This is a genomic window from Pseudomonas sessilinigenes (assembly GCF_003850565.1).
GTDB classification, from domain to species: Bacteria; Pseudomonadota; Gammaproteobacteria; order Pseudomonadales; family Pseudomonadaceae; genus Aquipseudomonas; species Aquipseudomonas sessilinigenes.
On the sequence record NZ_CP027706.1, the window covers coordinates 4790900 to 4816073 of the forward strand.

A 25174-nucleotide genomic window follows, 5' to 3' on the forward strand; every position below is an offset into this window, starting at 1 on the left:
AGGCTGGCGTCGGTCACCGGCTCCTGAGCTACTGCGGGAGCCGGTGACTGGGCTTCAGATGATGGGCCCGTCGGACTTGTTGTTTTTCCAGCTATCGTTGCCTGGCAAGACCAGGTTCAAGGCAATGGCGACGATGGCGCACAGGGCAATGCCCTTGAGGCCGACGTCATTCTGGCCGGTACCTGTACCTACCAGCATTCCACCGATACCGAACACCAGGGTCACGGAGACGATCACCAGGTTGCGTGCCTCGCCAAGGTCGATCTTGTGGCGGATCAGGGTGTTCATGCCCACGGCGGCGATCGAGCCGAACAACAGGCAGAGGATCCCGCCCATCACCGGCACCGGGATGCTTTGCAGCAGTGCACCGAACTTGCCGATGAAGGCCAGGGTGATGGCGAACACCGCAGCCCAGGTCATGATCTTCGGGTTGTAGTTCTTGGTCAGCATCACCGCGCCGGTCACTTCGGCGTAGGTGGTGTTGGGCGGACCGCCGAACAGGCCGGCAGCGGTGGTGGCGACGCCGTCGCCAAACAGGGTGCGGTGCAGGCCGGGCTTCTTCAGGTAGTCGCGACCGGTCACGCTACCTACGGCGATCACTCCACCGATGTGTTCGATGGCTGGCGCCAGGGCTACCGGAACAATGAACAGGATCGCCTGCCAGTTGAACTCCGGTGCAGTGAAGTGCGGCAGGGCCAGCCAAGGCGCGGCAGCGATCTTGGCGGTGTCCACCACGCCGAAGTAGAACGACAGGGCAAAACCCACCAGTACCCCGGAAATGATCGGCACCAGGCGGAAGATTCCCTTGCCGAACACCGCCACCACCAGGGTGGTGAGCAGCGCCGGCATGGAGATCATCATGGCGGTCTGGTAGTGGATCAGCTCGCTGCCGTCGCCGGCCTTGCCCATGGCCATGTTGGCGGCGATGGGAGCCATGGCCAGGCCGATGGAAATGATCACCGGGCCGATGACCACGGGTGGCAGCAGGCGGTCGATGAACCCCGTACCCTTGATCTTCACCGCCAGCCCGAGAAAGGTGTAGACGAAACCTGCCGCCATGACGCCGCCCATGGTCGCGGCCAGGCCGAACTGGCCCTTGGCGAGAATGATCGGGGTAATGAAGGCGAAGCTCGAAGCCAGGAACACCGGCACTTGGCGGCCAGTGACCAGTTGGAACAACAGAGTCCCAAGACCCGCCGTGAACAGCGCCACGTTGGGATCAAGACCGGTAATCAGCGGCATCAACACCAGGGCGCCAAAGGCCACGAAAAGCATCTGGGCGCCAGACAGCACCTGGCGCCAGAGCGGATCGTTGAACTCATCCTGCATGATCAGGAATCCTTCTGCTTGGTGCCGAAGATCTTGTCGCCGGCATCACCCAGCCCAGGAATGATGTAGCCATGCTCGTTGAGTTTCTGGTCGATGGAGGCGGTGTAGATCGTCACATCCGGATGAGCCTGCTCGACCGTAGCGATACCTTCGGGAGCAGCCACCAGGACCATGGCACGGATATCCCGGCAACCGGCTTTTTTCAGCAGGTCGATGGTGGCGACCATGGAGCTGCCGGTGGCCAGCATGGGGTCGATGATCATCGCCAGGCGCTCATCGATCTCCGGTACCAGTTTTTCCAGGTAGGTATGGGCTTGCAGGGTTTCCTCGTTGCGGGCCACGCCGACGGCGCTGACCTTGGCGCCTGGGATCAGGCTCAGCACGCCTTCGAGCATGCCGATGCCGGCGCGCAGGATGGGAACCACGGTAATCTTCTTGCCAGCGATCTTCTCGACCTGGACAGGGCCGCACCAGCCTGGAATCTCATAACTTTCCAGGGGCAGGTCTTTGGTGGCTTCGTATGTCAGTAGGGCACCGACTTCCTGAGCGAGCTCGCGAAAGTTCTTGGTGCTGATGTCTGCGCGGCGCATAAGGCCAAGTTTATGACGGATCAGCGGGTGGCGGATCTCATGGGTAGGCATAGGGAAAGGCTCCGGCGGCGGGCAAAAAAAACGGCCTAGATTAATCTATCCGGGGTTGTTGTCCTATAGACATAAAGTACGTTAGTCCAGAAACGCTTGATCTGACCGGGCCGGATGCGTACCTTTGCCCGCTTTTCCGAAACTGCCACCCCCTTGGAGAGCGCCATGTCCGCTGATCTCGAGCATATCCGTCAAATCATGCGCGAGGCTGACTGCCTGTACACCGAAGCTGAAGTCGAGGCGACCATCGCCCGGATCGGTGCACAAATCACTGAAGACCTGGCTGAGCGCAATCCGGTGGTGTTCTGCGTGATGAACGGCGGCCTGATCTTCGCTGGCAAGTTGCTGACCCACTTGCGCTTTCCCCTGGAAGCCTCCTACCTGCATGCAACTCGTTATCGCAACGAAACCAGCGGTGGCGAGCTGTTCTGGAAATCCAAGCCAGAAGTTTCCTTTATTGACCGCGACGTGCTGATCATCGACGACATTCTTGATGAAGGGCACACCTTGAGCGCGATCATCGACTTCTGCCGTCACGCCGGTGCCCGTGCCGTGCATACCGCCGTACTGATCGACAAGGATCACGATCGCAAGGCCCGTCCGGATCTCAAGGCCGACTACATGGGCCTGACCTGCGTCGACCGTTATGTCTTTGGTTATGGCATGGACTACAAGGGCTATTGGCGTAACGCCGCAGGCATCTACGCCGTGAAGGGGATGTAAGACATGTCCGGCCCGAGCTTTTTCGATCAAGCACTGTTCCGTGATCTGACCGAGAAGGCCGCGGCCAATCCTCGTGGGCGCCAGCATCACAACTTCCATGCCATGGAAGAGCCTTGTCATCGCTTGGCGATAGGCCTGCAACCTTCGACCTATATCCCGCCCCATCGGCACCTGAGCGCTGACAAGGCTGAGACGCTGCTAGTGCTCAAGGGGCGCCTGGGCGTGCTGATCTTCGATGCGGCAGGCCAGGTGCGGGAAAAGCGTGTCCTGGAGGCCGGTGGCGACTGCGTAGGGGTGGACCTGCCTGCCGGAGTGTTCCATGGCTTTGTGGCACTGGCGCCCGATAGCCTGATGTTCGAATGCAAGGCTGGGCCTTATTGTCAGTTGAGCGAGGGCGAGCACGCCAGCTGGGCGCCTCGTGAAGGTGAGCCGGGTGCGCCTGATTACCACGCCTGGATGCTCGCCCAGTTCGACTGAGCTCTGTGTTGTGGGCCTGTCGTAGCGGCGTGGGGCGGGTGTAGAGGGGCAGAACCCGTGCTAGAGTGCTCGGCCCTTGTCTGGAGCCTGTCATGAGCCTGTTGATCCGCAGTTGCGCGGCCCTTCTCCTGAGCTTGAGCCTGCCGCTCGCAGCCGCTCCGGCCCCCATGCACGGGCAGTTCCTGCCGCCTGACGACCTGACCCTGCGTGATGCTGTCCCCGAGCAACAACAATTGTTGCAAGTCACCGAATACTCGGTGGTGATCGGTAGCCAGCGCCAATCCAACCAGCAACCGATTCCCGTGACCTCGCCGGTGTGGCTTCGGCTCAAGGGCAAGCCCTTGAACAAGGGCGCTACCATCAGCCAGGTGCTGGTGAGTTTCGACGGCGAAAGCAAGAGCCTGAAAAAGCCGCAATACGATGCCAAGAGCAAGACGCTGACCCTGTACTACCCCATGGCACAGTACCGGGCAGTGATGGACCTGTTGCGTAACGACACCGTGTATTGCCAGTTCCTCAGCTATGCCAATGGCCATATCTGGGCCGACCTGCACACTGGCAGCGTGCGTCCGCGTTGAGGCTGGATGCGGGCTGGGGGTAAACTGCCCGCCCCGTGAAATGTCTGCGAGCTGGAGTCGGCAATGCGTAAAGATAAGAAGCAAGTGATTGGTGACGAGATCGGTGACGAGCAGATCAAGTTGTTCCTCGATTTTGAGCCGGTCGACGCGACCTCGCCGTCCCTGCATAAGCTGATCAAGGCCTATCGTGGCTTGCGTATCGATGATTTCGAGCGTTTCCTGGGCTTTTTCGTCGAGGCGGGTCTCGATCTGGATGGCAAGGACGAGCAGGGCAAGACCTTCGTCGAGTTGATCCGGGACCAACGCAATGCCGCTGACTACATTGAGCTGATCGCCCAGGCCCGCGGCTGATCCTAGCGTTTGGCAGGATGCCGGTCTTTTAGGACCGGGAATAAAAAACGCCCCGTTCCTTGCAGGACGGGGCGTTTTTTCATGGCTGCTGGATCAGGCGCAGCTTTCGGTTTCCTTGCTTGGCGCGACCAGCTCCAGGCTCAGGTTGTTCTCGCTGTTGATCTTGCGATACAGGGCCGCGTCGCTTTCCAGGGCTTTTTCCCGGGCCGGGAAAATTTCCTTGAGCTTGGCAGCCCATTCACCACTGGCTTTGGCCGGGAAGCAGCGCTCGATCAGGTCGAGCATGATCGAAACGGTGACCGACGCGCCAGGGGAGGCGCCCAGCAGGGCGGCCAGGGAACCGTCCTTGGCTGCAACCAGCTCGGTGCCGAACTGCAGCACACCGCCTTTTTTCGGGTCTTTCTTGATGATCTGCACCCGTTGTCCCGCGACTTCCAGGCGCCAGTCCTCGGCCTTGGCCTCGGGGTAGAAGCGGCGCAGGGATTCCAGGCGTTGTTCCATGGACTGCATGACTTCGCTGACCAGGTACTTGGTCAGGTCCATGTTGTCCCGGGCCACGGCCAGCATCGGGCCGATGTTGCCGGCGCGTACCGACATCGGCAGGTCCAGGAACGAGCCGTGCTTGAGGAACTTGGTGGTGAAGCCGGCGTAAGGCCCGAACAGCAGGGACTTCTTGCCGTCGACCACGCGGGTGTCCAGGTGCGGCACCGACATCGGTGGCGAACCAACGGCGGCCTGGCTGTAGACCTTGGCCTGGTGCTGCTTGACCACTTCCGGGTTATCGCAACGCAGCCATTGGCCACTGACCGGGAAACCACCGAAGCCCTTGCTTTCCTCGATACCCGACGCTTGCAGCAGTGGCAGTGCCGCGCCACCGGCGCCGAGGAATACGAACTTGGCGTCGACTTCGCGGGTGTTGCCGCTGTTGACGTCCTTGATGCTCACGGTCCAGCCGTTGGCCTTGTTGCGCTTGAGGCCGGTCACGCGCTTGCAGTACTTGACCTGGGTGTCCGGAGCGCTGGTCAGGTGCTTGAGCAACTGGTTGGTCAGGGCGCCGAAGTTGACGTCCGTACCGTTGGTCACGCGGGTGGCGGCGATGGTTTCGTCCGCGGCGCGGCCCGGCATCATCAGCGGCATCCACTCGGCCATCTTGGCCTTGTCCTCGGTGTATTCCATGTCGGCGAAGGCATGGTGCTGGCTCAGCACTTCAAAGCGCTTCTTGAGGAAGGAAACGCCCTTGTCGCCCTGGACGAAGCTCAGGTGTGGCACCGGGCTGATGAAGGACTTGGACGAGCCGAACGTGCCTTGTTTGGTCAGGTAGGACCAGAACTGCTTCGACACCTCGAACTGGGTGTTGATATGCACGGCTTTCTTGATGTCGATGCTGCCATCGGCGGCCTGTGGCGTGTAGTTCAGCTCACAAAGGCCAGCGTGACCGGTACCGGCGTTGTTCCATGGGTTGGAACTCTCCGCGGCACCCGAGTCCATCAGCTCGACGACTTCCAGCTTGATTGCGGGGTCGAGCTCTTTGAGCAGTACGGCGAGGGTGGCACTCATGATGCCGGCCCCGACCAATACGACGTCTACTGCTTCGTTATGCGCCATTAACGCGTCTCCAAAATCTGCAGCACCAAATTGACGGCATGGCTGCCAGGAGTGATGGGGCGATTCACGTGGTGCCCCAGGTTACCCATGGCCAGGATTGCCATGTCCGAGTCTTCGCAATTCTTTGCAACTTCTGCGGACGCTACCAACCGGGCCTCAAGGTGCATATGAACGCATCTTGGGGAGCCTCGGGGCAATTCGACTTATGGTCGAGACATCCGTTAGTGCAACCAAATCCGTCAGCGGACAGGCATCAAGCGCAAGTATCTGAGGAGGGCTCGGTCCTGTGTAATCGGGCTGTTGTAGAGGCCAATGGTGCCAGTTCAGACGCAAAACTATTCATTTGCTCGCCACACTCTTGTGAAGTTGTGAAAACCCGTTTTTTCACGCTCTTTTGAAGACGTGAACCTCAAAAAAGGGCTGCCTCGGCCTGGCACCTGGCCCGAGCGGTGATGCCTGCATTCAAGGGATGCGGGCACGACGGGCAAAACTTCAGTGTCCTTGCAAGGGCAGCTCTGCAGATTCGTGAAAAGTGGAGGTTTGCAAGATGGGACAGCAAGCACGCCAGCTTCACTCGATCTGTGTGGGCGGCTCTCTGTGGGCAGTATGGGGCGCCAAGGCAATGCGTTGGCAGTGTTGCGAGGCCCGATCAGGAGACGTCCTTATAATCGGGGGGAGATTGTAACGAAGAAATGCGCAGAAATGACCCTATTTTGCGACTTTTATTCGGCTTTTGGTCAGGTGGCCAGTATCGGTTGCACCCTGGCTGTCGTGGCACGCGTGCTGAGGTAGGCACTGGCTGGCAACGGCTGGTGTAACCAGTTCAGGCGGATTTCTTCTATTTCCACCCAGCCATCGCCCACCGGGGGCACGCGGCTCTGGCGCAAAGCCTGGCAGCGCCCCTGGTAATCCAGCAGCGCGAAGTTGCGAAACGCTTGACGTGGCGCGAACAGCGAGCGGAGGAGTTTCATGGCCAAGCACCTAGTGTGTCGTTGACGACAAGAATGTCGTTTAGTAGTTACATCATCATGTAATGCCGGTTAACGCTAGGTTACAGGAACCCCCTTGTACAGAACCTGTCTGAGACTTGCTTTAAGTCCCGCCAGATGCTGGTTTGCCGCTGTTGTGCACCGCTATACTGCGGGCCTGTTTGTGCCTGATTCCTGGAGAGATGAGCATGTTGCAACGCCTGTTGTTCGGTTTGATCACTGTGGCCAGCCTGTCGCTGGTCGGCTGCGCCCACAGCCCGCAACAACTCAGCCCGGAGCCGAAGCTCACCTCTCAGCTGGCGCCTGTCGGCCGTGGCCAGCCAGTGGTGGTGAGAGTCGTCGACGGCCGCCCATCGCCAACCCTGGGGACCCGTGGCGGCCTGTACCCGGAAACCAGTGCCATCACCGTACAAAGCGCGCAGATTCTGCCGAAGTTGCAGGCCCAGGCCGAAGCTGCAGTGCGTTTGCTGGGCTTCACGCCTACCACTGGTGGTAGCAATGCTCCCCAACTGACCGTGACCCTGGCCGAGCTCAAGTACCAGTCGCCCAAAGAAGGCCTTTACGTAACCGAGGCGACCATCGGCGCGACTTTCCGCTCCGACGTCCAGAACGCCAACCGCCGCTACAGCGGCCGTTATGGCGCATCCCTGGATCAGCGCTTTGGCATGGCGCCAAACCAGGACACCAATACCAAGCTGGTGGGCGATGTGCTCAGCGATGCCTTGACCCGCCTGTTCAAGGACCCGACCGTCGGTCAGATCCTCGGCGAGTGATGGGCCCCCTGGCGCTGTGATCGAAGGACCTTGCCTGACGGCCTTGGCCCAGGCGATGAAAAAGCCCGGCTCCAATGGAGCCGGGCTTTTTCATGGGCATTCGTGCCAGCGCTCACGCGGCTTCGACGTAGAAGTCCAGCACACTCACGCCCGTCAGCAGGTCGGTCTCTGGCAGGTCCGCGTGCTGATGTCCGCCCAGGGCGCAATACACCAGCCAATGACGGTCCTGGACATTGAAGGCCAGGGCTCCGACCAGCGCTTGCTGTTCTTCGCTGGGGGCGATCAGGTAGAGGCGGTCCTGGTTTTCTGCGTGCAGCATGACAAGCTCCGTGGGTCATCGAGGGGCGACAGACTGGCTTGTTTAGATGACGAAAAGATGACGTTTTAAATTAAATGACGGATGCCTCGTTATTGGTCGGAAAGGCGCTTGGGAGCATTTGGGGATTGAGTAGAATCCGCGCCGCGGGTGCTCCCGATAGCCCGAACACAGGTCCCATTCCGAGGTTCATGATGTCGCTGCATTTGATCTGGTCCACGTTCAACGCCCATCCTGGCAAGCTGATCAACCTCTTCGCCCTGTTGTTCGCCTGTCCGGGAAGTTGGCTGCTGCATGCCACTCGCCGCCGTGAATTGCGTGCCCTGGCCAACCTTGCCAGCCAGAGTGAACAGCGGGCGGTGGACCAGCCCATGCTGATGCTCGACCCGGCCACTTTGCGCATCAATCGCTTCTTCTATCGCTTCGGCTTTGCCTGCCTGGCGCTGGCCCTGCTGGTGTCCTGGGTCAGCACCCACTTCTGATGGTCTTTGCGGATACAACAACGGCGCCTAAAGGCGCCGTTGTGCTTGTCCGTGGCACTACTGCAGTGCCAGGCCTGCCTTGACCCGGTACTGGTTGCGTACCGGGGTCGCGTATTGCAATACCAGGTAGGGGCGATGCTCTGGCGGGCAGGCTTCGAGCCGGCGTTGCCATTCTTCTTTTGCCTTGGTCAGCTCCTGGGCCGGGAACACCTCGGCGGCGTTGGGCACTTGCAACGCCGAGTCGGCGTCCTGCCACTGGGCGTAGGCCAGGTAGTGCACCGGGAACAGCCGGTAGCCGCCGAGAATCTGCCGGTCCATTTCCATGGCCAACTGCTTGGTGTCCTCGAACAGGGCGCGGATCGGCGCGGCGAAGTTCACGTGGACCCGGCCCTTGTAGCCAGTGATGCCCTTGGCGATGCTGACGTCGTCCTCTCCCGGGGCCTTGGTATAGCTGCCGGTGGTGGCGCGGATGTACAGCTCCCGGGCCTTGGCCTGGTCGCAAGGGTCATATTCGTAGCTGATGGATACCGGCGTCAGGTTCAGCGACTGGATCACTTCGCCGAACGGCTCGTCCTTGCGGCTCATGTGGAACATCTTGAGGATCGCCGACTCGGTACGATCGTCGCCATCCTTGGCCCGGCCTTCGGCCTGGGCGATCCAGATCGACTGGCCGTCGTTGAGGATCGAGTGGTTGATGTAGGCAGAGAGCAATTGGTAAGCCGCGAGCTTTTCCCTACGGCCGCTGAGGGAGCGATGCACGATGAAGCTCTTGTTCAGGCGCATCAGGTCGCTGACGAACGGCTTTTGCAGCAGGTTGTCGCCAATCGCGATACGAGGTGTCGGCAGGCCGGCATGGTAGACCGCGTAATTGACGAAGGCCGGGTCCATGACTATATCGCGATGATTGGCCAGGAATAGGTAGGCCGTACCGGACTTGAACTGCTCGACGCCGGTATAGGTCACGCCGTCGGTGGCGCGTTCGATGGTGTGGTCGACGTAGAACTCGACCTTGTCCTGCAAGGTGGCCACCGAGGTGACGCCGGCGAACTCACGGCGCAGGCGGTGGGCGATCAGGGGTTTGAGCAGCCAGCCGAACGTATTGGCAAAACGCGGGAAGCGAAAGTGGGTGAGGATATCTAGGAATGCCTTGTCGCTGATCAGCCGAGCCAGCACCGCTGGTACTTCGCTGTCGTGGTAAGGTCGGATGGCATCGAATTCGCCCATCATGCTCTCTTGTTAGAAACGGCTAGGGTAAGAAGTAGGTTTGGATCAAAAAAGCCGGGCACGGTCTGAAAACTCAGCTCAAGCATAAAAAGCCCTGCAAATAGACCGGCGATTATACGCATAAGTCACTCGGGAGACCGCGATGCTGGAAACCGACCATTATCAATGTCCTTATTGCGGCGAACAGGCGGAGGCGGTGCTGGATCTCTCAGCCGGCGACCAGACCTATATAGAGGACTGCCCGGTTTGCTGCCGGCCCATCGTGTTCACGCTGCAGACCGATGGTCAGGAATGGATGCTCGATGTGCACACTGAAAACGACTGAGCCTGGGGACGGTTTCCATGCAGCGTATCTATGAGCCGGAGAATCTGATGGAAGGTGAGCTGCTCCGGGGCATGTTGGCCAGCGAGGGTATCGAGGCCCATCTGCACGGCGGGGACCTGTTGGGGGGTGTAGGAGAGTTGCCGGTGTTCGGCTTGTTGGCGCTGTCGGTGGAAAATCACCAGGTGCAACGGGCACGGGAGTTGATCACTGCGTACAATGCCGCCTTGCCTTTGCCCTGCGAAGAGCCGGACAGTTTTGCCGGGGTATTGGTCTGTTAGGCCGTGCCCCGATTTACTGAGAGTCGTATACCCCATGTGTGGACGTTATGCCCTGTTTCGCTGGAATCCCGCGTTTGCCGCCTTGCCGGGGTTTCCCGCAGATCAGCGGGCCCAGTGGAACATCTCGCCCCATGACTCGGTGCTGATCCAGCGTGCTGAGGATGGTCAGCGTACCCTGGCCCGCGCCCGCTGGGGGCTGACGCCACCCTGGCTGACCGATCTGTCGCGCACTCCGGCCCATGCCCGGGCGGAGACCCTGGCCGAGCAGCCGATGTTTCGCCAGGCATTTCGCGAGCGCCGTTGCCTGTTGCCGGCCAATGGTTTCTACGAGTGGCGGGGTGGCAGCCGCAAGCGTCCTTACTGGCTGACGCCAGGGGAGGGCTCGTCGATTTTCTTTGCCGCGATCTGGGAAGCCTACCCGGTGCAAGAGCAAGTCTGGCTGAGTACTGCGGTGGTGACCCAGGCGGCTTCCACTCTGCGCCGCCCGCTGATTCTCGATGCTGCCGGCCAGGAAGCCTGGCTCGACCCCGAGACGCCCTTGCATGCCCTGCACGCCTTGCTGGCCAGTCCTCCCGCTGCCCTGCGTGAGCGAGTGCTGGCCAACCTGATCAACGATCCCAAGCTCAATGGCCCCGAGTGCCTGACCCCTGCTTGATCGCTCCAGCGTCATGGGCCCGGCAGCAGCCGGGCCCATGATGACTCACACCTTGAATTGATTGATCAGGCGTCGCTGCTGCTCGGCCAGCTTGGTCAGGCCGGCACTGGCGGCGCTGGACTCATCGGCGCCTCCGGCAACTTCATTGGCGACCTGGCCGATATTGATCACGTTGCGGTTGATGTCCTCGGCCACTGCGCTCTGTTCCTCGGCAGCACTGGCGATCTGGGTGTTCATGTCGTTGATCACCGAAACGGCCTGGGTGATGGTCTCCAGGGCCTGGGCTGCCTTGGCCGCATGTTCCACGCTCTGGTCGGTCTTGTGCTGGCTGTCCTCCATGACCCGCACCACTTCCCGGGTACCTTGCTGTAACTGCTGGATCATCGACTGGATTTCCTCGGTGGCCTGTTGGGTCTTCTGCGCCAGGTTGCGCACCTCGTCGGCGACCACGGCAAAGCCACGCCCCTGCTCGCCGGCCCGGGCGGCCTCGATCGCGGCGTTGAGCGCCAACAGGTTGGTCTGCTCGGCAATACCCCGGATGGCAATGAGGATGGCATTGATGTTTTCGCTGTCCTTGGCCAGGGTCTGTACCACGGTGACCGCACGACCGATTTCCTCGGCCAGGGCGCCGATGGCACTGGAGGTATCGCGCACGATCTGCATGCCCTGGCTGGCGGCCTGGTCGGCGTGACCGGCGGCTTGTGCCGCCTGGGTCGCGTTGCGCGCCACGTCCTGGGCGGTCGCGGTCATCTCGTGCACGGCAGTGGCCACCTGGTCGATCTCCACCATCTGCTTGTGTACGCCCTGGTTGGTGCGGATGGCGATGTCGGCGGTGTGCTCCGAGGAGTCACTGACACTCTGCACCGAAGTCACCACTTGGCTGATCATCGCTTGCAGCTTGGCCAGGAAGGTGTTGAAGCCCTTGGCGATGGAGCCCAGTTCATCGGCGCGGTCGCTGCTCAGTCGGCGAGTCAGGTCGCCTTCGCCCTGGGCAATGTCATCGAGCATCGCCACCATCTGCCGCAGTGGTCGGGCAATGCCATGGCCCACCAACCAGATCACCACCAGGCCGAGCCCGGCGATCACCAGTCCGACCATCGCCATGCCGAAGGTGTCTGCCTTGCGCTGTTCGGCCAGATCGGCCTGCAGCTTGTCCAGGTCAGCCATCACCGCAGCCAGGGGCAGTTGCAGCATCAGGGTCCAGTGCGCATCGGTCTGGCCGATGCCGAAGGGCAGGTACAGGGCGATATGGCCGTTGGCCTGGTCGACGCTGTAGGTCACCTCGCCACGCTTGAGGCTGGAGAGCTTGGTGACCGTGTCGCTGGTGAGCACATCGCTGACTTTTTCGCCGAACTTGCTTGGGTCCTTGGTGTAGGCCACCAGGCGGGTGTTGCCGCCGATCAGGGCCATTTCGCCAGCGCCGTTGTAGAGCTTCTGGTTGGCGGCCACCAGCATGTCCTGGATGAAGTTCACTGACAGGTCGGCGCCGACGATGCCCTGGAACTTGCCGTCGAGCAGGATGGGCTGGATGAAGGAGGCGAGCATCACCACCTTGTCGCCGACCTTGTAGGGGGCAGGGTCGATCACGCAGGGTTTCAGGCTTTCCTTGGAGCACAGGTAGTACTCGCTGGCCCGCACCCCGGTGGACAGTACGGTTCGATCGTTGACGTCAGCCAGCTTGTCCAGGCCCAGGCTGGAGTCCTGGTTGCGGAACCACCAGGGCAGGAAGCGACCGGTGGCGGCATCGATGCCGACCACGCTGGTGCCGACATAGGCCCCGTCGTTGTGGTCGATGGCGTTGGCTTCCCAGCCTATATAGGCGCCGAGGATCTTCGGGTTCTGGGCGACGTTTTCCTTGATCAGGGCAATCATCTGCTCGCGGCTCAGGTTCAATTGCGCCTGGCCCTGGGCATCCCGGCTACCCATCAGGGCGTTAACGCGCACCAGGCCCCCGGCAATCAGCAGCGGCGCCTCCAGCTCCCGCTGGATCTGGCTGACCTGGGTCTGCGCCAGGCCACTCAGGCGTTGTTCGATGACTTGTTCGAACTGGGCCTGGGTCCTTTCCTGCACCATTTGCTGAGTCCTGGCGCCGGAGAACAGGGCATACAGCACCAGGGCTGCAACCACGCTGAGGACGATGGCTCCGGCCAGTGCGGCCACCGAAAACTGGATCGACTTGAACTTCATAGAGGCTCCGGGCGCAGGAATTGAGGTCTGCCGTGCTGTATCGGCCGCAGCCCTGCTGGCCATTAGCGGCAATTGCACAAATGACGGTTTGGGAGCTGATCGTGTCGTTAATGGCAAGGTGCCAGCTCGACGTTGCCGTGTCGTTGGACCTGCATGAACTTTTTTCTGCAGTGCCGGGCTGTATCTCAATTGCGACCAAAAGCGTGTTTTACATCTGGCGCTGATACAAACGCGCCCTTAGGATACGCGCCATGTTTTCAGGGAGCGTTTTTCATGAAGAAATCATTGGTTGTATGTGCACTGGGCGCCGCTGTGCTGCTCAGTGGTTGTGAAACGGTCAACACCACCAACGCCGGCGTGGTGGGCGTGGATCGCAAGCAGTCCATGTTCAGCATGGTGTCCAGTGCCGAGGTCAACCAGTCGTACGCCCAGTCGTACCAGGAGACCCTGAGCGAGGCCAGCAACCAGGGCGCGCTGGACAAGAACAGCGCCAACGCCAAGCGCCTGCAGGTCATCGCCAACCGCCTGATTGCCCAGGCCCCGAACTTCCGTCCGGATTGCGCGCAGTGGAAGTGGGAAGTCAACCTGATCAAGAGCGACGAACTCAACGCCAACTGCGGTCCTGGCGGCAAGATCATTTTCTATTCCGGCCTGATCGAGAAGCTGAAGCTGACCGACGATGAAATCGCCGCGGTGATGGGGCATGAAATCGCCCACGCCCTGCGTGAGCATGGTCGCGAGGCGATGTCCAAGCAGTACGCGCTGGGTGCCGGCAAGCAGATCGCTACCCTGTTCGGGGTTTCCCAGCAGGCAGTTGCCCTGGGTGACAACGGCGTCAACCTGCTGATGACCCTGCCTAACAGTCGCGAGAATGAAAACGAAGCCGACCTGATCGGCCTGGAGCTGGCAGCTCGCGCCGGCTACAACCCGAACGCGGCCATTACCCTGTGGAACAAGATGGGCCAGGCCGCCGGCGGTTCTGCGCCACCGGAATTCATGAGCACCCACCCGGCGTCCACCAGCCGTATCGCTTCGTTGCAGGCGGCGATTCCCAAGGTGATGCCGCTGTACCAGCAGGCCAAGAAGTCCTGATCCCTCGGCGTCATCCTGGATGACGCCTGCGCCGGCAAGGCCGCTCCTGCAAGCAGGGGTTGCCTGGCCGGCGCTTTCATTTATACCCAGCCGCTGCTCTGCATGGCCTTGTACACCGCCACTGCGGCGAGGATGAAGAACGCCGACGCCGCCAGGCGACGGATCAGGGTCAGGGGCAGTTTGTCCGCGGCGAAGTTACCCGCCAGTACCACCGGCACGTTGGCGATCAGCATGCCCAGGGTGGTGCCGATGATCACCAGCCACAACTCTGGATACTGCGCAGCCAGCATGACCGTGGCGACTTGGGTCTTGTCGCCGATCTCGGCCAGGAAGAAGGCGATCAGGGTGGTGAGGAACGGGCCGAACTTGCGTGCCGTAGTGGCTTCATCGTCGTCCATCTTGTCCGGCACCAGTGTCCACAGCGCAGTGGCAGCGAAGCTGGCCGCAAGAATCCAGTGCAGGGTCGTGTCCGAGAAGAAACTGCCGAACCAGGCGCCTACCGCCCCGGCAGCCGCATGGTTGGCCAGGGTCGCGGCGACAATGCCGGCGATGATCGGCCAGGGTTTGCGAAAGCGTGCAGCGAGAATCAAGGCGAGCAGTTGCGTCTTGTCGCCGATTTCGGCCAAGGCAACGATTGCGGTGGGAACGAGCAGAGAATCCAGCATCAGGGCTTTCCTAAGGGGCGGGTCGACACGGCTATGACACGTACAGCCTTCCCGCCCCGGGTAAGGTGTGCGTGTCATAGGTCTTGTCAAACCCTGCGGTCCGTCTGTGCGGACTCTTGGGTCGCATGCGCCATGGTCTTCGGACCAAGTATGTTGACGCATGCCGGACGAGCGTGGCGCTCGTGGGAGACTACTCCCCTAGGACGGAGCGGATTCTGCCTAGGCAAAATCCTTTCGGCAAGCCTTGTGTGCGAAAAAAACGCTCAGCCGCGTTTGGCCCGGTAAATGCGGAAACCATCGCCTTCGGCCTTGATCGCGCAAGGTCCCAGATGCTCCTCGATCAGTGGTTGGTAGCGCAGGAAGCTGTTGGCAACTACTCGAAGTTCGCCACCTTTTCTAAGATGTTGCCTGGCTTTTCGCAGCAGATTTTCCGTGGCCTGGTAGTCGGTATGGACCCCGGTATGGAACGGCGGATTGGTCAGGATGCCGTCCAGCTCCCCGGGGGCAGCATCGATGCCGTCACCGGTCAGGACTTCGGCCTCCAGGCCATTGGCAGCCAGGGTCAGGCGACTGCTGGCGGCGGCGAAGGCGTCCACGTCCAGCAGGGTCACCTGGTTGTCCGGGTAGCGGCGCTTGACCGTGGCTCCCAGTACGCCAGCGCCGCAGCCGAAGTCCAGCAGGTGCCCTGGGGGCAGATGGTCCAGGTGCTCCAACAGCAGGGCAGTGCCCCGATCCAGGCGCCCGTGGCTGAACACCCCGGGCAGGCTGATGACTGTCAACGGGCCCTCGGCCAGTGGCAGTTGGTATTCCTGGGCCAGGCTTTCCAGCGCCACGGGTTCGGGGGCGTTGCTGACCGTGACTTGCCACAACTGGCAATGCCGGGCGCTGTCGAGCTTGCGTGGCTTGCCGAAGGCCGCGAGCTGTTTGGCGACGCTTTCCACACCGCTGCGTTTTTCCCCAACCAGGTACAGCTCGCGCCCGGCCAGGCGCGAAGCCAGGGCATTGAGCAGGTATTGGGCCAGGTCCTTGGACTTGGGCAGGAACAGCACCGCGCTGTCGAACGCGTCGTCTGGCGCGGTCACGCCGAAGTGGCTGCGTCCCGGGAAGCGCGCCTGCAGCGCGGCCTGGTCACCGGCATGCCAGCACCAGCCCCGGGCTGCGGGTAGGCGGCCGAGCAGATCATCGGCACTCAGGCCGGCCAGCAACAGTGAGCCCTGGAACAACTCAGTCTGGCGTAGGAGTATTTCACTGCGTATGTCCATCGTCCGCACCTGGGCAAAAAGTGGCGCAGTTTATCAATTCACGACCCGCAGCGGTTCACCGTTGAAGAAGGCCCGGGCATTTTCCAGTACTTGGCCGACGATGCGCTGGCGTGCCTCGCGGCTGCCCCAGGCATTGTGGGGCGTGACGATCAGGCGTGGGATATCGGCTTCCAGCAAGGGGTTGCCGTTGACCGGTGGCTCGACGCTCAGGACGTCCGTAGCGGCTCCTCCCAGGTGACCGCTGCGCAGTGCGTCGGCCAGGGCCTGTTCATCGATCAGCCCGCCTCGGGCGGTGTTGACCACCAGGGCCCCGGGCTTGAGCAGGGCCAGTTCCCGGGCGCCGATGAAGTGGCGGGTGTGTTCGTTCAGCGGGCAGTGCAGGGTCAGGGCATCCACCTGGGGCAGCAGTTCATCCAGGGGCAGGCGGTCGGCGCGGGCCGGGCGTCCCGGAATCTGTCCCAGGACCACCCGCATGCCGAAGGCCTCGGCCAGGCGAGCTACGGCGCCACCCAATTCGCCGTGGCCCAGCAGGCCCAGGGTCTTGCCCGCCAGTTCCATGATCGGGAAGTCCAGCAGGCAGAACTGCTTGGCTTGCTGCCAGCGCCCGGCGGCCACGGCCTGTTGATAGTCGGCGACTCGGGTCGCCAGGTTGAGCAGCAGCATCAGGGTGTGCTGGGCCACCGATGGCGTGCCATAGCCCTGGCAATTGCTGACGGTGATGCCTTGGCGCCGTGCCGCCTCCAGGTCGACATTGTTGGTGCCTGTCGCCGTCACCAGGATCAACCGCAGGTCAGGGCAGGCGGCGAGGGTCTGGGCAGTGAGGGCGACCTTGTTGCTGATGGCGACCTGGGCGCCCTGCAAGCGCTCGGCTACCTGCTCCGGGAGCGTGTAGGCATGCAATTGCAGGGGGCTGAAACTGTCGTGCAGCGCTCCCAGGTCCAGGTCGCCCAGGTCCAGCGAGCGGTGATCGAGAAATACGGCGCGGCGATTGTCGGTCATGAACTGTACCTTTCGTACGAGGAAACCAAGGCGTAATCTGCGAGCCTAACAGATGAAATAATTAGACATAACAGGAGCCTGCATGTACCTCACCGAGTTCTTGACCGTTGCCCTCATCCACCTGCTGGCGGTGGCCAGCCCCGGCCCGGACTTTGCCGTGGTGGTGCGTGAGAGCGTGACCCATGGCCGCCGCGCCGGTACCTGGACCGCCCTGGGAGTGGGTTCGGCGATCTTCCTGCATGTGGGGTATTCGTTGCTGGGGATCGGCCTGATCGTTTCCCAGTCCATCGTGCTGTTCAACGCCTTGAAATGGCTGGCCGCCGCCTACCTGCTGTACATCGGCTACAAGGCCCTGCGTGCCCAGCCAGCCAAGCCGGCGGCGGATGACCTGCACAAGGAAACCGGCGTGCGCACGGCCCGTGGGGCCTTCACCTCAGGCTTCGTCACCAATGGCCTGAATCCCAAGGCGACGCTGTTTTTCCTCTCGCTGTTCACCGTGGTGATCAACCCTCATACACCACTGGCGATCCAGGCCGGCTATGGGGTCTACCTGGCGGCTGCCACGGCCCTGTGGTTCTGCCTGGTGGCCATGCTGTTCAGCCAGCAGCGGGTCCGTGCCGGTTTTGCCCGCATGGGCCACTGGTTCGACCGCACCATGGGCGCGGTGCTGATCGCCATCGGCGTCAAGCTGGCCTTCACCGAGATGCATTGAGGGCACTGAGCTGGTTCAGGGACGCCACGTAGTGCCGTGGCGTATCCCCGAGCAAGCGCTGGAACATGGCGCTGAAGGCCCGGGTACTGCCATATCCCAGTGAGTCGGCCACGCTGTGCACGCTTTCCCCGGCGAGCAGGCGTGGCAGGGCTTCCATCAGGCGCAACTGTTGGCGCCAGGCATTGAAATTCATCTGTACCTGCTGCTGGAACAGCCGCGCCAGGGTCCGTGAGCTGGCGCCCACCTGCTGCGCCCAATCTTCCAGGGTGTAGGAATGGTCGGGGGTGCGCAGCAGGGCCAGGCAGATGGCTTGCAGGCGCCGGTCCTGGGGCATCGGGACGTGTAGCGGGAGGTTCTCCAGGCTGGCGATTTCCTCGAGCATCAGTTGCTGGATCAGCGGATTTTGCGCCTGCTGCGGGCCCTGTACCGCCCGCAGGATCAGTTCTCGCAACAAGGGTGTGACCGCCAGCACGCAGCATTGCTGCAAGGAGGCGGGACAACGCTCGGCGGCGATGAACAGGGTCCGCATGCGCACCTCCCCGGCCATGAAAATCTCATGCTCCACCAAGGGCGGAATCCACACCGCGCGGGTCGGCGGGATGACCCAGGCGCCATGGGCGGTCACCAGGCGCATGGTGCCGCAAGCGGCGTAGAGGAACTGGGCCTCGTCATGGCAGTGCAATGGCTGGTGCGCGGCGTCGGCATAGTCACGGGAGTAGGCGCTGACCGGGCCCTGCTGGAAGTGGCTGATTAACATGTCTGCTCCGATGACTTTATTGTCCAGAATGCTGTTTGTCGCCAACCTAGCATAGGCGTCACCTTCACTACCTGCAGCGTGCCGCCATGAACCAAGCCCGAAATGTCATCCGCTACGTCAATGCCGCCCATGTCATCGACCATATGTTCATGCTGATCTTCCCGGCGGCGGTACTGGGCATGACCCAGGCCTTCGCCATGGACTACGCCGCGCTGATCGGCTTGTCCCTGGGTGGTTTCATCGCCTTTGGCGCCTGTTCGCTGCCGGCTGGTTGGTTGGGGGACCACTGGAGCCGACGACGGATGATGCTGCTGTTTTTCTTTGGCATTGGAGGGGCCTCGATCCTCACCGGGCTGAGTGACAGCCCGACCATGCTGGTGATTGGCTTGACCCTGATGGGGGTATTCGCGGCCATTTATCATCCGGTGGGAACGGCGATGCTGGTGGCCTATGCCCGCAACCGCGGGCAGGAAATCGGCATCAATGGCATGTGGGGCAACCTGGGCGTGGCCTTCTCGGCCTTGCTCACCGGTTTCCTGGTGGCTCACTTCGGCTGGCGTTCGGCATTTATCCTGCCGGGTGTCGTGGCCATCGTGCTGGGCATTGGCTTTGCCTTGCAGGTGCGCGAGGAGCCTATCCCCGCGCGTCCTCATGGGGCGATGAAAGGGCAGGGTGGACAGCAGATCTCGATGTTCCTGGTATTCGCTGTCCTGGCCCTGGCCACCGCCACCGGCGGCGTGGTGTTCAACGCCACCACCATGACGTACCCGAAACTGTTCCAGGAGCGCCTGCAAGATGTCTTCACGTCTGCGCAGACCCTGGGCGTGGTGGTCAGCCTGGCCTATGCCTTCGGCGCGGTGGCGCAATTGACCATGGGCCGGTTGTTGCATCGCTTCAGCCTGAAATGGCCGTTCATTGTCATGACCCTGTTCCAGGCTCCGTTGCTGCTTGGGTTGGCTCACGCCGATGGCTGGGCGGTGATCGCGCTGGGGGCGGCGTTCATGTTCGTGGTGTTCGGCCAGGTCACGGTCAATGACGCCATGGTGGCCAACTTTGTTGCGCCACAGTGGCAGGCCAGGGTCTTCGCCCTGCGCTATTGCTTGTCGTTCGGCGCCAGTGCCACGGCGATTCCGTTGATCGCCCTGGTGGAGCCGCGCCAGGGGCTTGGCGGGTTGTACCTGATCCTGGCCGGTGTTGCCGCGCTGACGTTCGTCGCGGCCCTGGCCTTTCCCCGGACGCCGGCGGAGGCCGCCTTGGGTCAACAGGCCTGAGTCGATGCGGAGCCGTTGCGATACTGGCCTGGCGCTAGTATTTGTACGGCTCTGCAAATCATCCCTTTGGCTGATTTAGCTGGCGCGCGGGCACTCTAGAGTGGGTATTCTCCAGCTACGACCGAGCCGTCAGAAAAGGGATTGTTATGTTGCAGACTCGTGTTATCCCACCCGCCGAAGGCGCTTACCAATATCCGCTCTTGATCAAGCGGTTGCTGATGTCCGGCAGCCGTTACGAGAAAACCCGCGAGATCATCTATCGCGACCAGTTGCGCTACACCTACCCCACCCTGATCGAGCGCGTGGCCCGCCTGGCCAATGTATTGACCGCCGCCGGAGTCAAGGCCGGCGATACCGTGGCGGTGATGGACTGGGACAGTCATCGTTACTTGGAGTGCATGTTCGCCATCCCGATGATTGGCGCGGTGATCCATACCATCAACGTGCGCCTGTCGCCGGAGCAGATCCTCTACACCATGAACCACGCCGAGGACCGCTTCGTGCTGGTCAACAGCGAGTTCGTCGGGTTGTACCAGGCCATCGCCGGGCAGTTGACCACGGTGGAGAAGACCCTGCTGCTCACCGATGGCGAGCAGAAGAGCGCCGATCTGCCGAACCTGGTGGGCGAATACGAGAGCCTGTTGGCTGCGGCCAGTACGCACTACACATTCGAGGACTTCGACGAGAACTCGGTGGCCACCACCTTCTACACCACCGGCACCACCGGCAATCCCAAGGGCGTGTACTTCACCCACCGCCAACTGGTGCTGCACACCATGGGCGTGTCGACCATCATGGGCGCCATCGACAGCGTGCGCCTGCTGGGCACCAACGATGTGTACATGCCCATCACCCCGATGTTCCACGTGCATGCCTGGGGCCTGCCCTACGTGGCCACCATGCTGGGTCTCAAGCAGGTCTATCCCGGGCGCTATGATCCAGAGTACCTGGTGGAGCTGTGGCGCCGGGAGAAGGTCACCTTCTCCCACTGCGTACCGACCATTCTGCAGATGGTGCTCAACGCCAAGGCGGCCCAGGGTACGGACTTCGGTGGCTGGAAGATCGTCATTGGCGGCAGTGCCCTGAACCGTGCCTTGTACGAGGCCGCCAAGGCCAAGGGCGTGCAATTGACTGCCGCCTATGGCATGTCGGAGACCGGTCCGCTGGTGTCATGCGCGCACCTCAATGACGAGCTGATGGCTGGCAGCGAGGACGAGCGCATTACCTACCGGATCAAGGCCGGGGTGCCCGGGCCGCTGGTCGAGGCGGCGATCGTCGATGCCGAGGGCAACTTCCTGCCGGCGGACGGCGAATCCCAGGGCGAGCTGGTGCTGCGTGCACCCTGGCTGACCGAGGGCTATTTCAACGAGCAGCAAAAGGGCGCCGAGCTCTGGGAGGGCGGCTGGCTGCATACCGGCGACGTAGCGACCCTGGACGGCATGGGAGTGATCGATATCCGCGATCGGATCAAGGATGTGATCAAGACCGGTGGCGAGTGGATTTCCTCCCTGGACCTGGAAGACCTCATCAGTCGTCATGCAGCGGTACGCGAAGTAGCAGTGGTCGGGGTCGCCGATCCGCAATGGGGTGAGCGCCCCTTTGCCTTGCTGGTGATTCGCGAAGGCTATGAGATCGGCGCCCGCGAGCTCAAGGAGCACCTCAAGCCTTTCGTCGAGCTGGGGCACTTGAGCAAATGGGCCATTCCTTCTCAAATCGCCCTTGTTACTGAAATTCCCAAGACCAGCGTCGGCAAGCTCGACAAGAAGCGCATTCGCGTCAACATCAGCGAATGGCAGGCCACCAACAGCGCTTTTCTCTCCACACTCTGATGTTCTCCTGCCGTGCCCTTGGGGGCACGGCATCCCCATCCTGCAAGCCTTTGCCTTGTACTCGTGGATTTTTCCGTCATTCTTGCCGGTCGTTTTTCAATGGTTATGGCCAAGGTCGGCTCCAGCACGGGTGTCAGGCTGCAAATCACACTTTAGAGGGATCAAGCAGTACCCCTTGCTGGCTATAGTCCATCCAGAGTCTTTTCGAGGGACGGGGCATTGCGCGGTGTCGTCATCACGCAACCTTGAAGCCTGGCCGGTGTGCCGACGAGGTATTCGAGGCGGTCTCGGAAGTACTTATTGCCATAACAATAATGCACATGGAGTAGCGTCGATGACATCAGCAAACCAGTTCTGGCGCCGGGCGAAACTGCCCCTGGCCGTCGGTCTCGCCTCCACGCTCGCCGGGCCTGCATTCGGCGTCAGTTTCAATATCGGTGAAATCGAAGGCAGCTTCGATTCGTCCCTTTCCCTGGGGGCCAGTTGGTCGACCGCCAACCCCAACAAGGACTTGATCGGGGTCAACAACGGTGGCAAGGGATTCTCCCAGACCTCCGATGATGGCCACCTGAACTTCAAGAAGGGCCAGACCTTCTCGAAGATCTTCAAGGGTATCCATGACCTGGAACTGAAGTATGGCGATACCGGTGTGTTCGTTCGTGGCAAGTACTGGTACGACTTCAAGCTCAAGGACGAAGACCTTGAGTTCAAGAACATCAGCGATCACAACCGCAAGGAAGGCGCCAAGTCCTCCGGTGGGCAGATCCTCGATGCTTTCGTCTATCACAACTATTCCATTGGCGATGAGCCAGGTTCGGTGCGTTTCGGCAAGCAAGTGGTGAGCTGGGGCGAGAGTACCTTCATTGGCGGCGGCATCAACTCGATCAACCCGATCGATGTGTCGGCGTTTCGCCGCCCAGGCGCCGAGATCAAGGAAGGCCTGATCCCGGTCAACATGTTCTACATCTCGCAGAACCTGACCGAGAACCTGTCGGCCGAGGCCTTCTACCAGTTGGAGTGGGACCAGACGGTGACCGACAACTGCGGGACCTTCTTCTCGCAGCCAGACATCATTTCCGATGGTTGCGACAACAACCTGCGAGTGCTGAACAAGCGCTCGACGGTACCGGCGGCGGCCAACCCATTCCTGAATGCCAACAAGGTGGATATCAACCAGGAGGGGGTACTGGTACGCCGTGGTGCGGACCGGGATGCTCGTGATAGCGGTCAGTTTGGCGTGGCGTTCCGTTACAACTATGAGCCGCTGGACACCGAATTCGGCGCCTACTTCATGAACTACCACAGCCGAGCCCCGATCTTCAGTGCCCAGGGGGCACCAGGCTCGGTCTACGCCCAGTTCCGTAATCCCGCGTTGCCGGCCGCCCTGCGACAACTGGCGCCGATCGTCGTGGCAGGTAACTCCAACTACTTCGTGGAGTATCCGGAAGATATTCGCCTGTACGGCTTGAGCTTCTCCACCACGCTGCCCACGGGGACAGCATGGAGTGGCGAGTTGAGCTACCGCCCCAATGCTCCGGTGCAACTCAACTCCACCGATATCCTGTTTGCCGGCGTGCGCCCACTCGGAGGCCCGGTGCTGGGCAACGCTTCGTTGTTGAACGGGGTTCCGGGCCAGGACCTGCATGGCTATCGCCGCAAGGAAATCACCCAGTTCCAGACGACCTTCACCCACTTCCTCGATCAGGTCATGGGCGCTAGCCGCCTGACGCTGGTGGGCGAAATCGGTGTTACCTATGTGGGTGGCCTGGAGAGCAAATCGAATGTGCGTTACGGCCGTGATCCAGTCTTCGGGCCGGGCCGGTTGCCGGGTGGTGCATGTGAGGCCCTCGACAGTTCCACGGCTCAGGGGGCAGGCCTGGGTAGCAGTACCGCCGGCCTGAACACCAACTGCAACAACGATGGCTTTACCACGGCGACCTCCTGGGGCTACCGCGGCCGGGCCATCTGGGAATACCCGGATGTGTTCGCCGGTGTGAACCTCAAGCCCAACGTGGCCTGGTCCCATGACGTCAAGGGCTACTCGCCGGGCCCTGGCGGCAACTTCGAGGAAGGCCGCAAGGCCATCAGCCTGGGGCTGGATGCCGAGTACCAGAACACCTACACCGCGAGCCTGGCCTATACCAACTTCTTTGGTGGCGACTTCAGCACCGTGGATGACCGGGACTTCCTCGCCTTGAGCGTTGGCGTGAACTTTTAAGCACACTGCATTTTCAGGAAGAACAACAATATGAAAATCACCAAGAGTCTGTTGCACGTCGGTGTGTTGGGACTGTCGCTGCTGGCTACTGGCGTCATGGCTGCGGTGTCGGCCGATGAGGCCGCCAAGCTCGGCACCAGCCTGACACCGATGGGCGCAGAGATGGCCGGCAACGCCGCCGGCACCATTCCGGCCTGGAAGCCGCTGGCCACTAACGCCGGCACCGTGGACAGCAAGGGTTTCCTGTCCAACCCCTATAGCAGTGAGCAACCGCAGTTCACCATCACTGCGCAGAACGTCGAGCAGTACAAGGACAAGCTGGCGCCCGGGCAATATGCGATGTTCAAGCGCTACCCGGACACCTACAAGATGCCCGTGTATCCCTCCCACCGTGGCGCCACCGTTCCAGCCGATGTCTTTGCCGCCATCAAGCGCAATGCCACCAAGACCAACCTGGTCTCCGGCGGCAACGGCCTGGAGAACTTCGAGACCGCGATTCCGTTCCCGATTCCGAAAAGCGGGGTCGAGGTGATCTGGAACCACATCACCCGTTATCGCGGCGGCAGCGTGACTCGCCTGGTCACCCAGGCCACGCCCCAGGCCAATGGCTCCTACAGCCTGGTGTACTTCCAGGATCAGTTCGTGTTCCGCGACAAAATGAAGGACTACGACCCGAAAAACCCGGGCAACATCCTGTTCTACTTCAAGCAGAAGGTCACCGCGCCGGCGCGCCTGGCCGGTGGTGTGTTGCTGGTCCACGAAACCCTCGACCAGGTTAAGGAGCCGCGTTCGGCGTGGGTCTACAACGCCGGCCAGCGCCGTGTGCGCCGTGCCCCGCAAGTCTCCTATGACGGCCCGGGGACCGCTGCCGACGGCCTGCGGACCTCCGACAACCTGGACATGTACAACGGTGCCCCGGATCGCTACGACTGGAAGCTGGAAGGCAAGAAGGAGATGTACATTGCCTCCAACAGCTACAAGATCGACTCGCCGGCCCTCAAGTACGCCGACATCATCAAGGCCGGGCATATCAACCAGGACCTGGCTCGCTACGAGCTGCGCCGGGTCTGGCACGTGGTCGCGACCTTGAAGGAAGGCCAGCGTCATATCTACGCCAAGCGCGACTTCTATATCGATGAAGACACCTGGCAGGCCGCCGTGATCGATCATTACGACGGTCGTGGCCAGCTGTGGCGCGTAGCCGAGGCCCATGCCGAGGAGTACTACGACAAGCAGGTTCCCTGGTATGCCCTGGAAACCCTCTACGACCTGCAGTCCGGCCGCTACCTGGCGCTGGGCATGAAGAACGAAGAGAAACAGGCGTATGACTTCGGTTTCACCGCCACCACCAGCGACTTCACTCCGGCGGCCCTGCGCCAGGATGGGGTTCGCTGATCGGTAGCAGCAAGTAGAGGCCGCATCCTCGAAAATTGCCC

The 25174-nt window shown here is 61.6% G+C and carries 26 protein-coding genes, 1 pseudogene and 1 riboswitch; of the genes and pseudogenes, 15 read left to right on the top strand and 12 right to left on the bottom strand.

Translation table 11 applies throughout. The features are described from left to right. Positions 1 to 54 precede the first annotated feature (54 nt). Both C4K39_RS22275 and upp read right to left on the bottom strand, forming a co-directional pair. Positions 55 to 1329, bottom strand: a complete 1275-nt coding sequence (locus C4K39_RS22275; protein WP_068578740.1) for a uracil-xanthine permease family protein — start codon at positions 1327 to 1329, stop codon at positions 55 to 57. A 2-nt stretch (positions 1330 to 1331) separates the two neighbouring features. Continuing rightward, positions 1332 to 1970 (bottom strand): uracil phosphoribosyltransferase, encoded by a 639-nt coding sequence (gene upp / locus C4K39_RS22280; protein WP_068578742.1) that lies wholly within the window; start codon positions 1968 to 1970, stop codon positions 1332 to 1334. Between the two features lie 165 nt (positions 1971 to 2135). On the opposite strand from upp, the gene C4K39_RS22285 reads away from it, so the two are divergent. From C4K39_RS22285 to C4K39_RS22300, 4 genes are all read left to right on the top strand, one after another. Then, positions 2136 to 2693, top strand: coding sequence for a hypoxanthine-guanine phosphoribosyltransferase (locus C4K39_RS22285; protein ID WP_068578810.1), 558 nt, complete (start codon positions 2136 to 2138; stop codon positions 2691 to 2693). Positions 2694 to 2696: 3 nt separating this feature from the next. Beyond that, a complete protein-coding gene (locus tag C4K39_RS22290; protein ID WP_124347435.1) occupies positions 2697 to 3170 on the top strand; it encodes a WbuC family cupin fold metalloprotein in 474 nt (157 codons plus the stop codon). Positions 3171 to 3262: 92 nt separating this feature from the next. Continuing rightward, positions 3263 to 3748 (top strand): hypothetical protein, encoded by a 486-nt coding sequence (locus tag C4K39_RS22295; RefSeq protein WP_124347436.1) that lies wholly within the window; start codon positions 3263 to 3265, stop codon positions 3746 to 3748. Positions 3749 to 3811: 63 nt separating this feature from the next. Further along, entirely contained in the window at positions 3812 to 4099 is a 288-nt protein-coding gene (locus tag C4K39_RS22300) for a PA4642 family protein (RefSeq protein ID WP_124347437.1), read from the top strand. Positions 4100 to 4192: 93 nt separating this feature from the next. Here C4K39_RS22300 and mqo read toward each other — a convergent pair whose 3' ends face one another. Together mqo and C4K39_RS22310 are read right to left on the bottom strand one after the other, a co-directional pair. Beyond that, positions 4193 to 5704: a malate dehydrogenase (quinone) gene (mqo, locus tag C4K39_RS22305; protein WP_124347438.1), complete on the bottom strand. Its 1512-nt coding sequence runs from the start codon at positions 5702 to 5704 to the stop codon at positions 4193 to 4195. 737 nt (positions 5705 to 6441) lie between these two features. Then, positions 6442 to 6675 (bottom strand): hypothetical protein, encoded by a 234-nt coding sequence (locus C4K39_RS22310; RefSeq protein WP_124347439.1) that lies wholly within the window; start codon positions 6673 to 6675, stop codon positions 6442 to 6444. A 206-nt stretch (positions 6676 to 6881) separates the two neighbouring features. Between C4K39_RS22310 and C4K39_RS22315 the strand changes: the two genes are divergently transcribed. Beyond that, positions 6882 to 7466, top strand: a complete 585-nt coding sequence (locus C4K39_RS22315) for a YajG family lipoprotein (protein WP_068578756.1) — start codon at positions 6882 to 6884, stop codon at positions 7464 to 7466. A gap of 112 nt (positions 7467 to 7578) precedes the next feature. Here C4K39_RS22315 and C4K39_RS22320 read toward each other — a convergent pair whose 3' ends face one another. Then, the gene (locus tag C4K39_RS22320) at positions 7579 to 7785 is read right to left on the bottom strand and encodes a hypothetical protein (protein ID WP_022640865.1); all 207 of its coding nucleotides are present in this window, start codon (positions 7783 to 7785) and stop codon (positions 7579 to 7581) included. Positions 7786 to 7976: 191 nt separating this feature from the next. Here C4K39_RS22320 and C4K39_RS22325 point away from each other — a divergent pair, with 191 nt between their 5' ends. Further along, positions 7977 to 8264, top strand: coding sequence for a hypothetical protein (locus tag C4K39_RS22325; RefSeq protein ID WP_176719841.1), 288 nt, complete (start codon positions 7977 to 7979; stop codon positions 8262 to 8264). A gap of 57 nt (positions 8265 to 8321) precedes the next feature. Here the strand turns inward: C4K39_RS22325 and C4K39_RS22330 are convergent, their stop codons facing one another. Then, entirely contained in the window at positions 8322 to 9491 is a 1170-nt protein-coding gene (locus C4K39_RS22330) for a 1-acyl-sn-glycerol-3-phosphate acyltransferase (protein WP_124347440.1), read from the bottom strand. Positions 9492 to 9630: 139 nt separating this feature from the next. Here C4K39_RS22330 and C4K39_RS22335 point away from each other — a divergent pair, with 139 nt between their 5' ends. The 3 genes from C4K39_RS22335 to C4K39_RS22345 are packed head-to-tail and all read left to right on the top strand — an operon-like array spanning position 9631 to position 10746. Then, complete coding sequence (locus C4K39_RS22335; RefSeq protein ID WP_068578762.1) at positions 9631 to 9813, top strand: CPXCG motif-containing cysteine-rich protein; 183 nt, start codon at positions 9631 to 9633, stop codon at positions 9811 to 9813. Positions 9814 to 9830: 17 nt separating this feature from the next. Beyond that, on the top strand, positions 9831 to 10091 hold the full coding sequence (locus C4K39_RS22340) for a putative signal transducing protein (RefSeq protein ID WP_068578764.1): 261 nt from the start codon (positions 9831 to 9833) through the stop codon (positions 10089 to 10091). A gap of 34 nt (positions 10092 to 10125) precedes the next feature. Beyond that, on the top strand, positions 10126 to 10746 hold the full coding sequence (locus C4K39_RS22345; protein WP_124347441.1) for an SOS response-associated peptidase: 621 nt from the start codon (positions 10126 to 10128) through the stop codon (positions 10744 to 10746). Positions 10747 to 10791: 45 nt separating this feature from the next. Here the strand turns inward: C4K39_RS22345 and C4K39_RS32295 are convergent, their stop codons facing one another. Next, entirely contained in the window at positions 10792 to 11634 is an 843-nt protein-coding gene (locus C4K39_RS32295; RefSeq protein ID WP_437179389.1) for a methyl-accepting chemotaxis protein, read from the bottom strand. A 12-nt stretch (positions 11635 to 11646) separates the two neighbouring features. Beyond that, a pseudogene (locus C4K39_RS32300) lies at positions 11647 to 12996 on the bottom strand (methyl-accepting chemotaxis protein); the annotation flags it as partial. A gap of 210 nt (positions 12997 to 13206) precedes the next feature. Between C4K39_RS32300 and C4K39_RS22355 the strand changes: the two are divergent. Continuing rightward, complete coding sequence (locus C4K39_RS22355) at positions 13207 to 14025, top strand: M48 family metallopeptidase (protein WP_124347442.1); 819 nt, start codon at positions 13207 to 13209, stop codon at positions 14023 to 14025. An 80-nt stretch (positions 14026 to 14105) separates the two neighbouring features. On the opposite strand, the gene C4K39_RS22360 is transcribed toward C4K39_RS22355, so the two are convergent. The 3 genes from C4K39_RS22360 to C4K39_RS22370 all read right to left on the bottom strand — a co-directional run bounded on the left by C4K39_RS22360 (position 14106) and on the right by C4K39_RS22370 (position 16951). Continuing rightward, complete coding sequence (locus C4K39_RS22360) at positions 14106 to 14690, bottom strand: TMEM165/GDT1 family protein (protein ID WP_068578773.1); 585 nt, start codon at positions 14688 to 14690, stop codon at positions 14106 to 14108. 88 nt (positions 14691 to 14778) lie between these two features. Continuing rightward, a riboswitch (yybP-ykoY riboswitch) is annotated at positions 14779 to 14902 on the bottom strand. A gap of 51 nt (positions 14903 to 14953) precedes the next feature. Next, positions 14954 to 15952 (bottom strand): methyltransferase, encoded by a 999-nt coding sequence (locus C4K39_RS22365; protein ID WP_068578774.1) that lies wholly within the window; start codon positions 15950 to 15952, stop codon positions 14954 to 14956. Between the two features lie 33 nt (positions 15953 to 15985). Next, positions 15986 to 16951 (bottom strand): 2-hydroxyacid dehydrogenase, encoded by a 966-nt coding sequence (locus C4K39_RS22370; RefSeq protein WP_068578776.1) that lies wholly within the window; start codon positions 16949 to 16951, stop codon positions 15986 to 15988. Positions 16952 to 17033: 82 nt separating this feature from the next. Here C4K39_RS22370 and C4K39_RS22375 point away from each other — a divergent pair, with 82 nt between their 5' ends. Continuing rightward, a complete protein-coding gene (locus C4K39_RS22375) occupies positions 17034 to 17663 on the top strand; it encodes a LysE family translocator (protein ID WP_124347443.1) in 630 nt (209 codons plus the stop codon). Here the strand turns inward: C4K39_RS22375 and C4K39_RS22380 are convergent. After that, on the bottom strand, positions 17647 to 18420 hold the full coding sequence (locus C4K39_RS22380) for an AraC family transcriptional regulator (protein ID WP_068578780.1): 774 nt from the start codon (positions 18418 to 18420) through the stop codon (positions 17647 to 17649). The genes C4K39_RS22375 and C4K39_RS22380 overlap by 17 nt on opposite strands. 86 nt (positions 18421 to 18506) lie before the next feature. On the opposite strand from C4K39_RS22380, the gene C4K39_RS22385 reads away from it, so the two are divergent. The 4 genes from C4K39_RS22385 (at position 18507) to C4K39_RS22400 (ending at position 25133) form a co-directional block, all read left to right on the top strand. Further along, entirely contained in the window at positions 18507 to 19691 is a 1185-nt protein-coding gene (locus C4K39_RS22385; RefSeq protein ID WP_068578782.1) for an MFS transporter, read from the top strand. 146 nt (positions 19692 to 19837) lie between these two features. After that, positions 19838 to 21520, top strand: a complete 1683-nt coding sequence (locus C4K39_RS22390; protein ID WP_124347444.1) for a fatty acid--CoA ligase — start codon at positions 19838 to 19840, stop codon at positions 21518 to 21520. A gap of 334 nt (positions 21521 to 21854) precedes the next feature. Further along, positions 21855 to 23738, top strand: a complete 1884-nt coding sequence (locus tag C4K39_RS22395) for a DUF1302 domain-containing protein (protein WP_124347445.1) — start codon at positions 21855 to 21857, stop codon at positions 23736 to 23738. A 30-nt stretch (positions 23739 to 23768) separates the two neighbouring features. Beyond that, on the top strand, positions 23769 to 25133 hold the full coding sequence (locus C4K39_RS22400; RefSeq protein ID WP_068578788.1) for a DUF1329 domain-containing protein: 1365 nt from the start codon (positions 23769 to 23771) through the stop codon (positions 25131 to 25133). Positions 25134 to 25174: the final 41 nt, after the last annotated feature.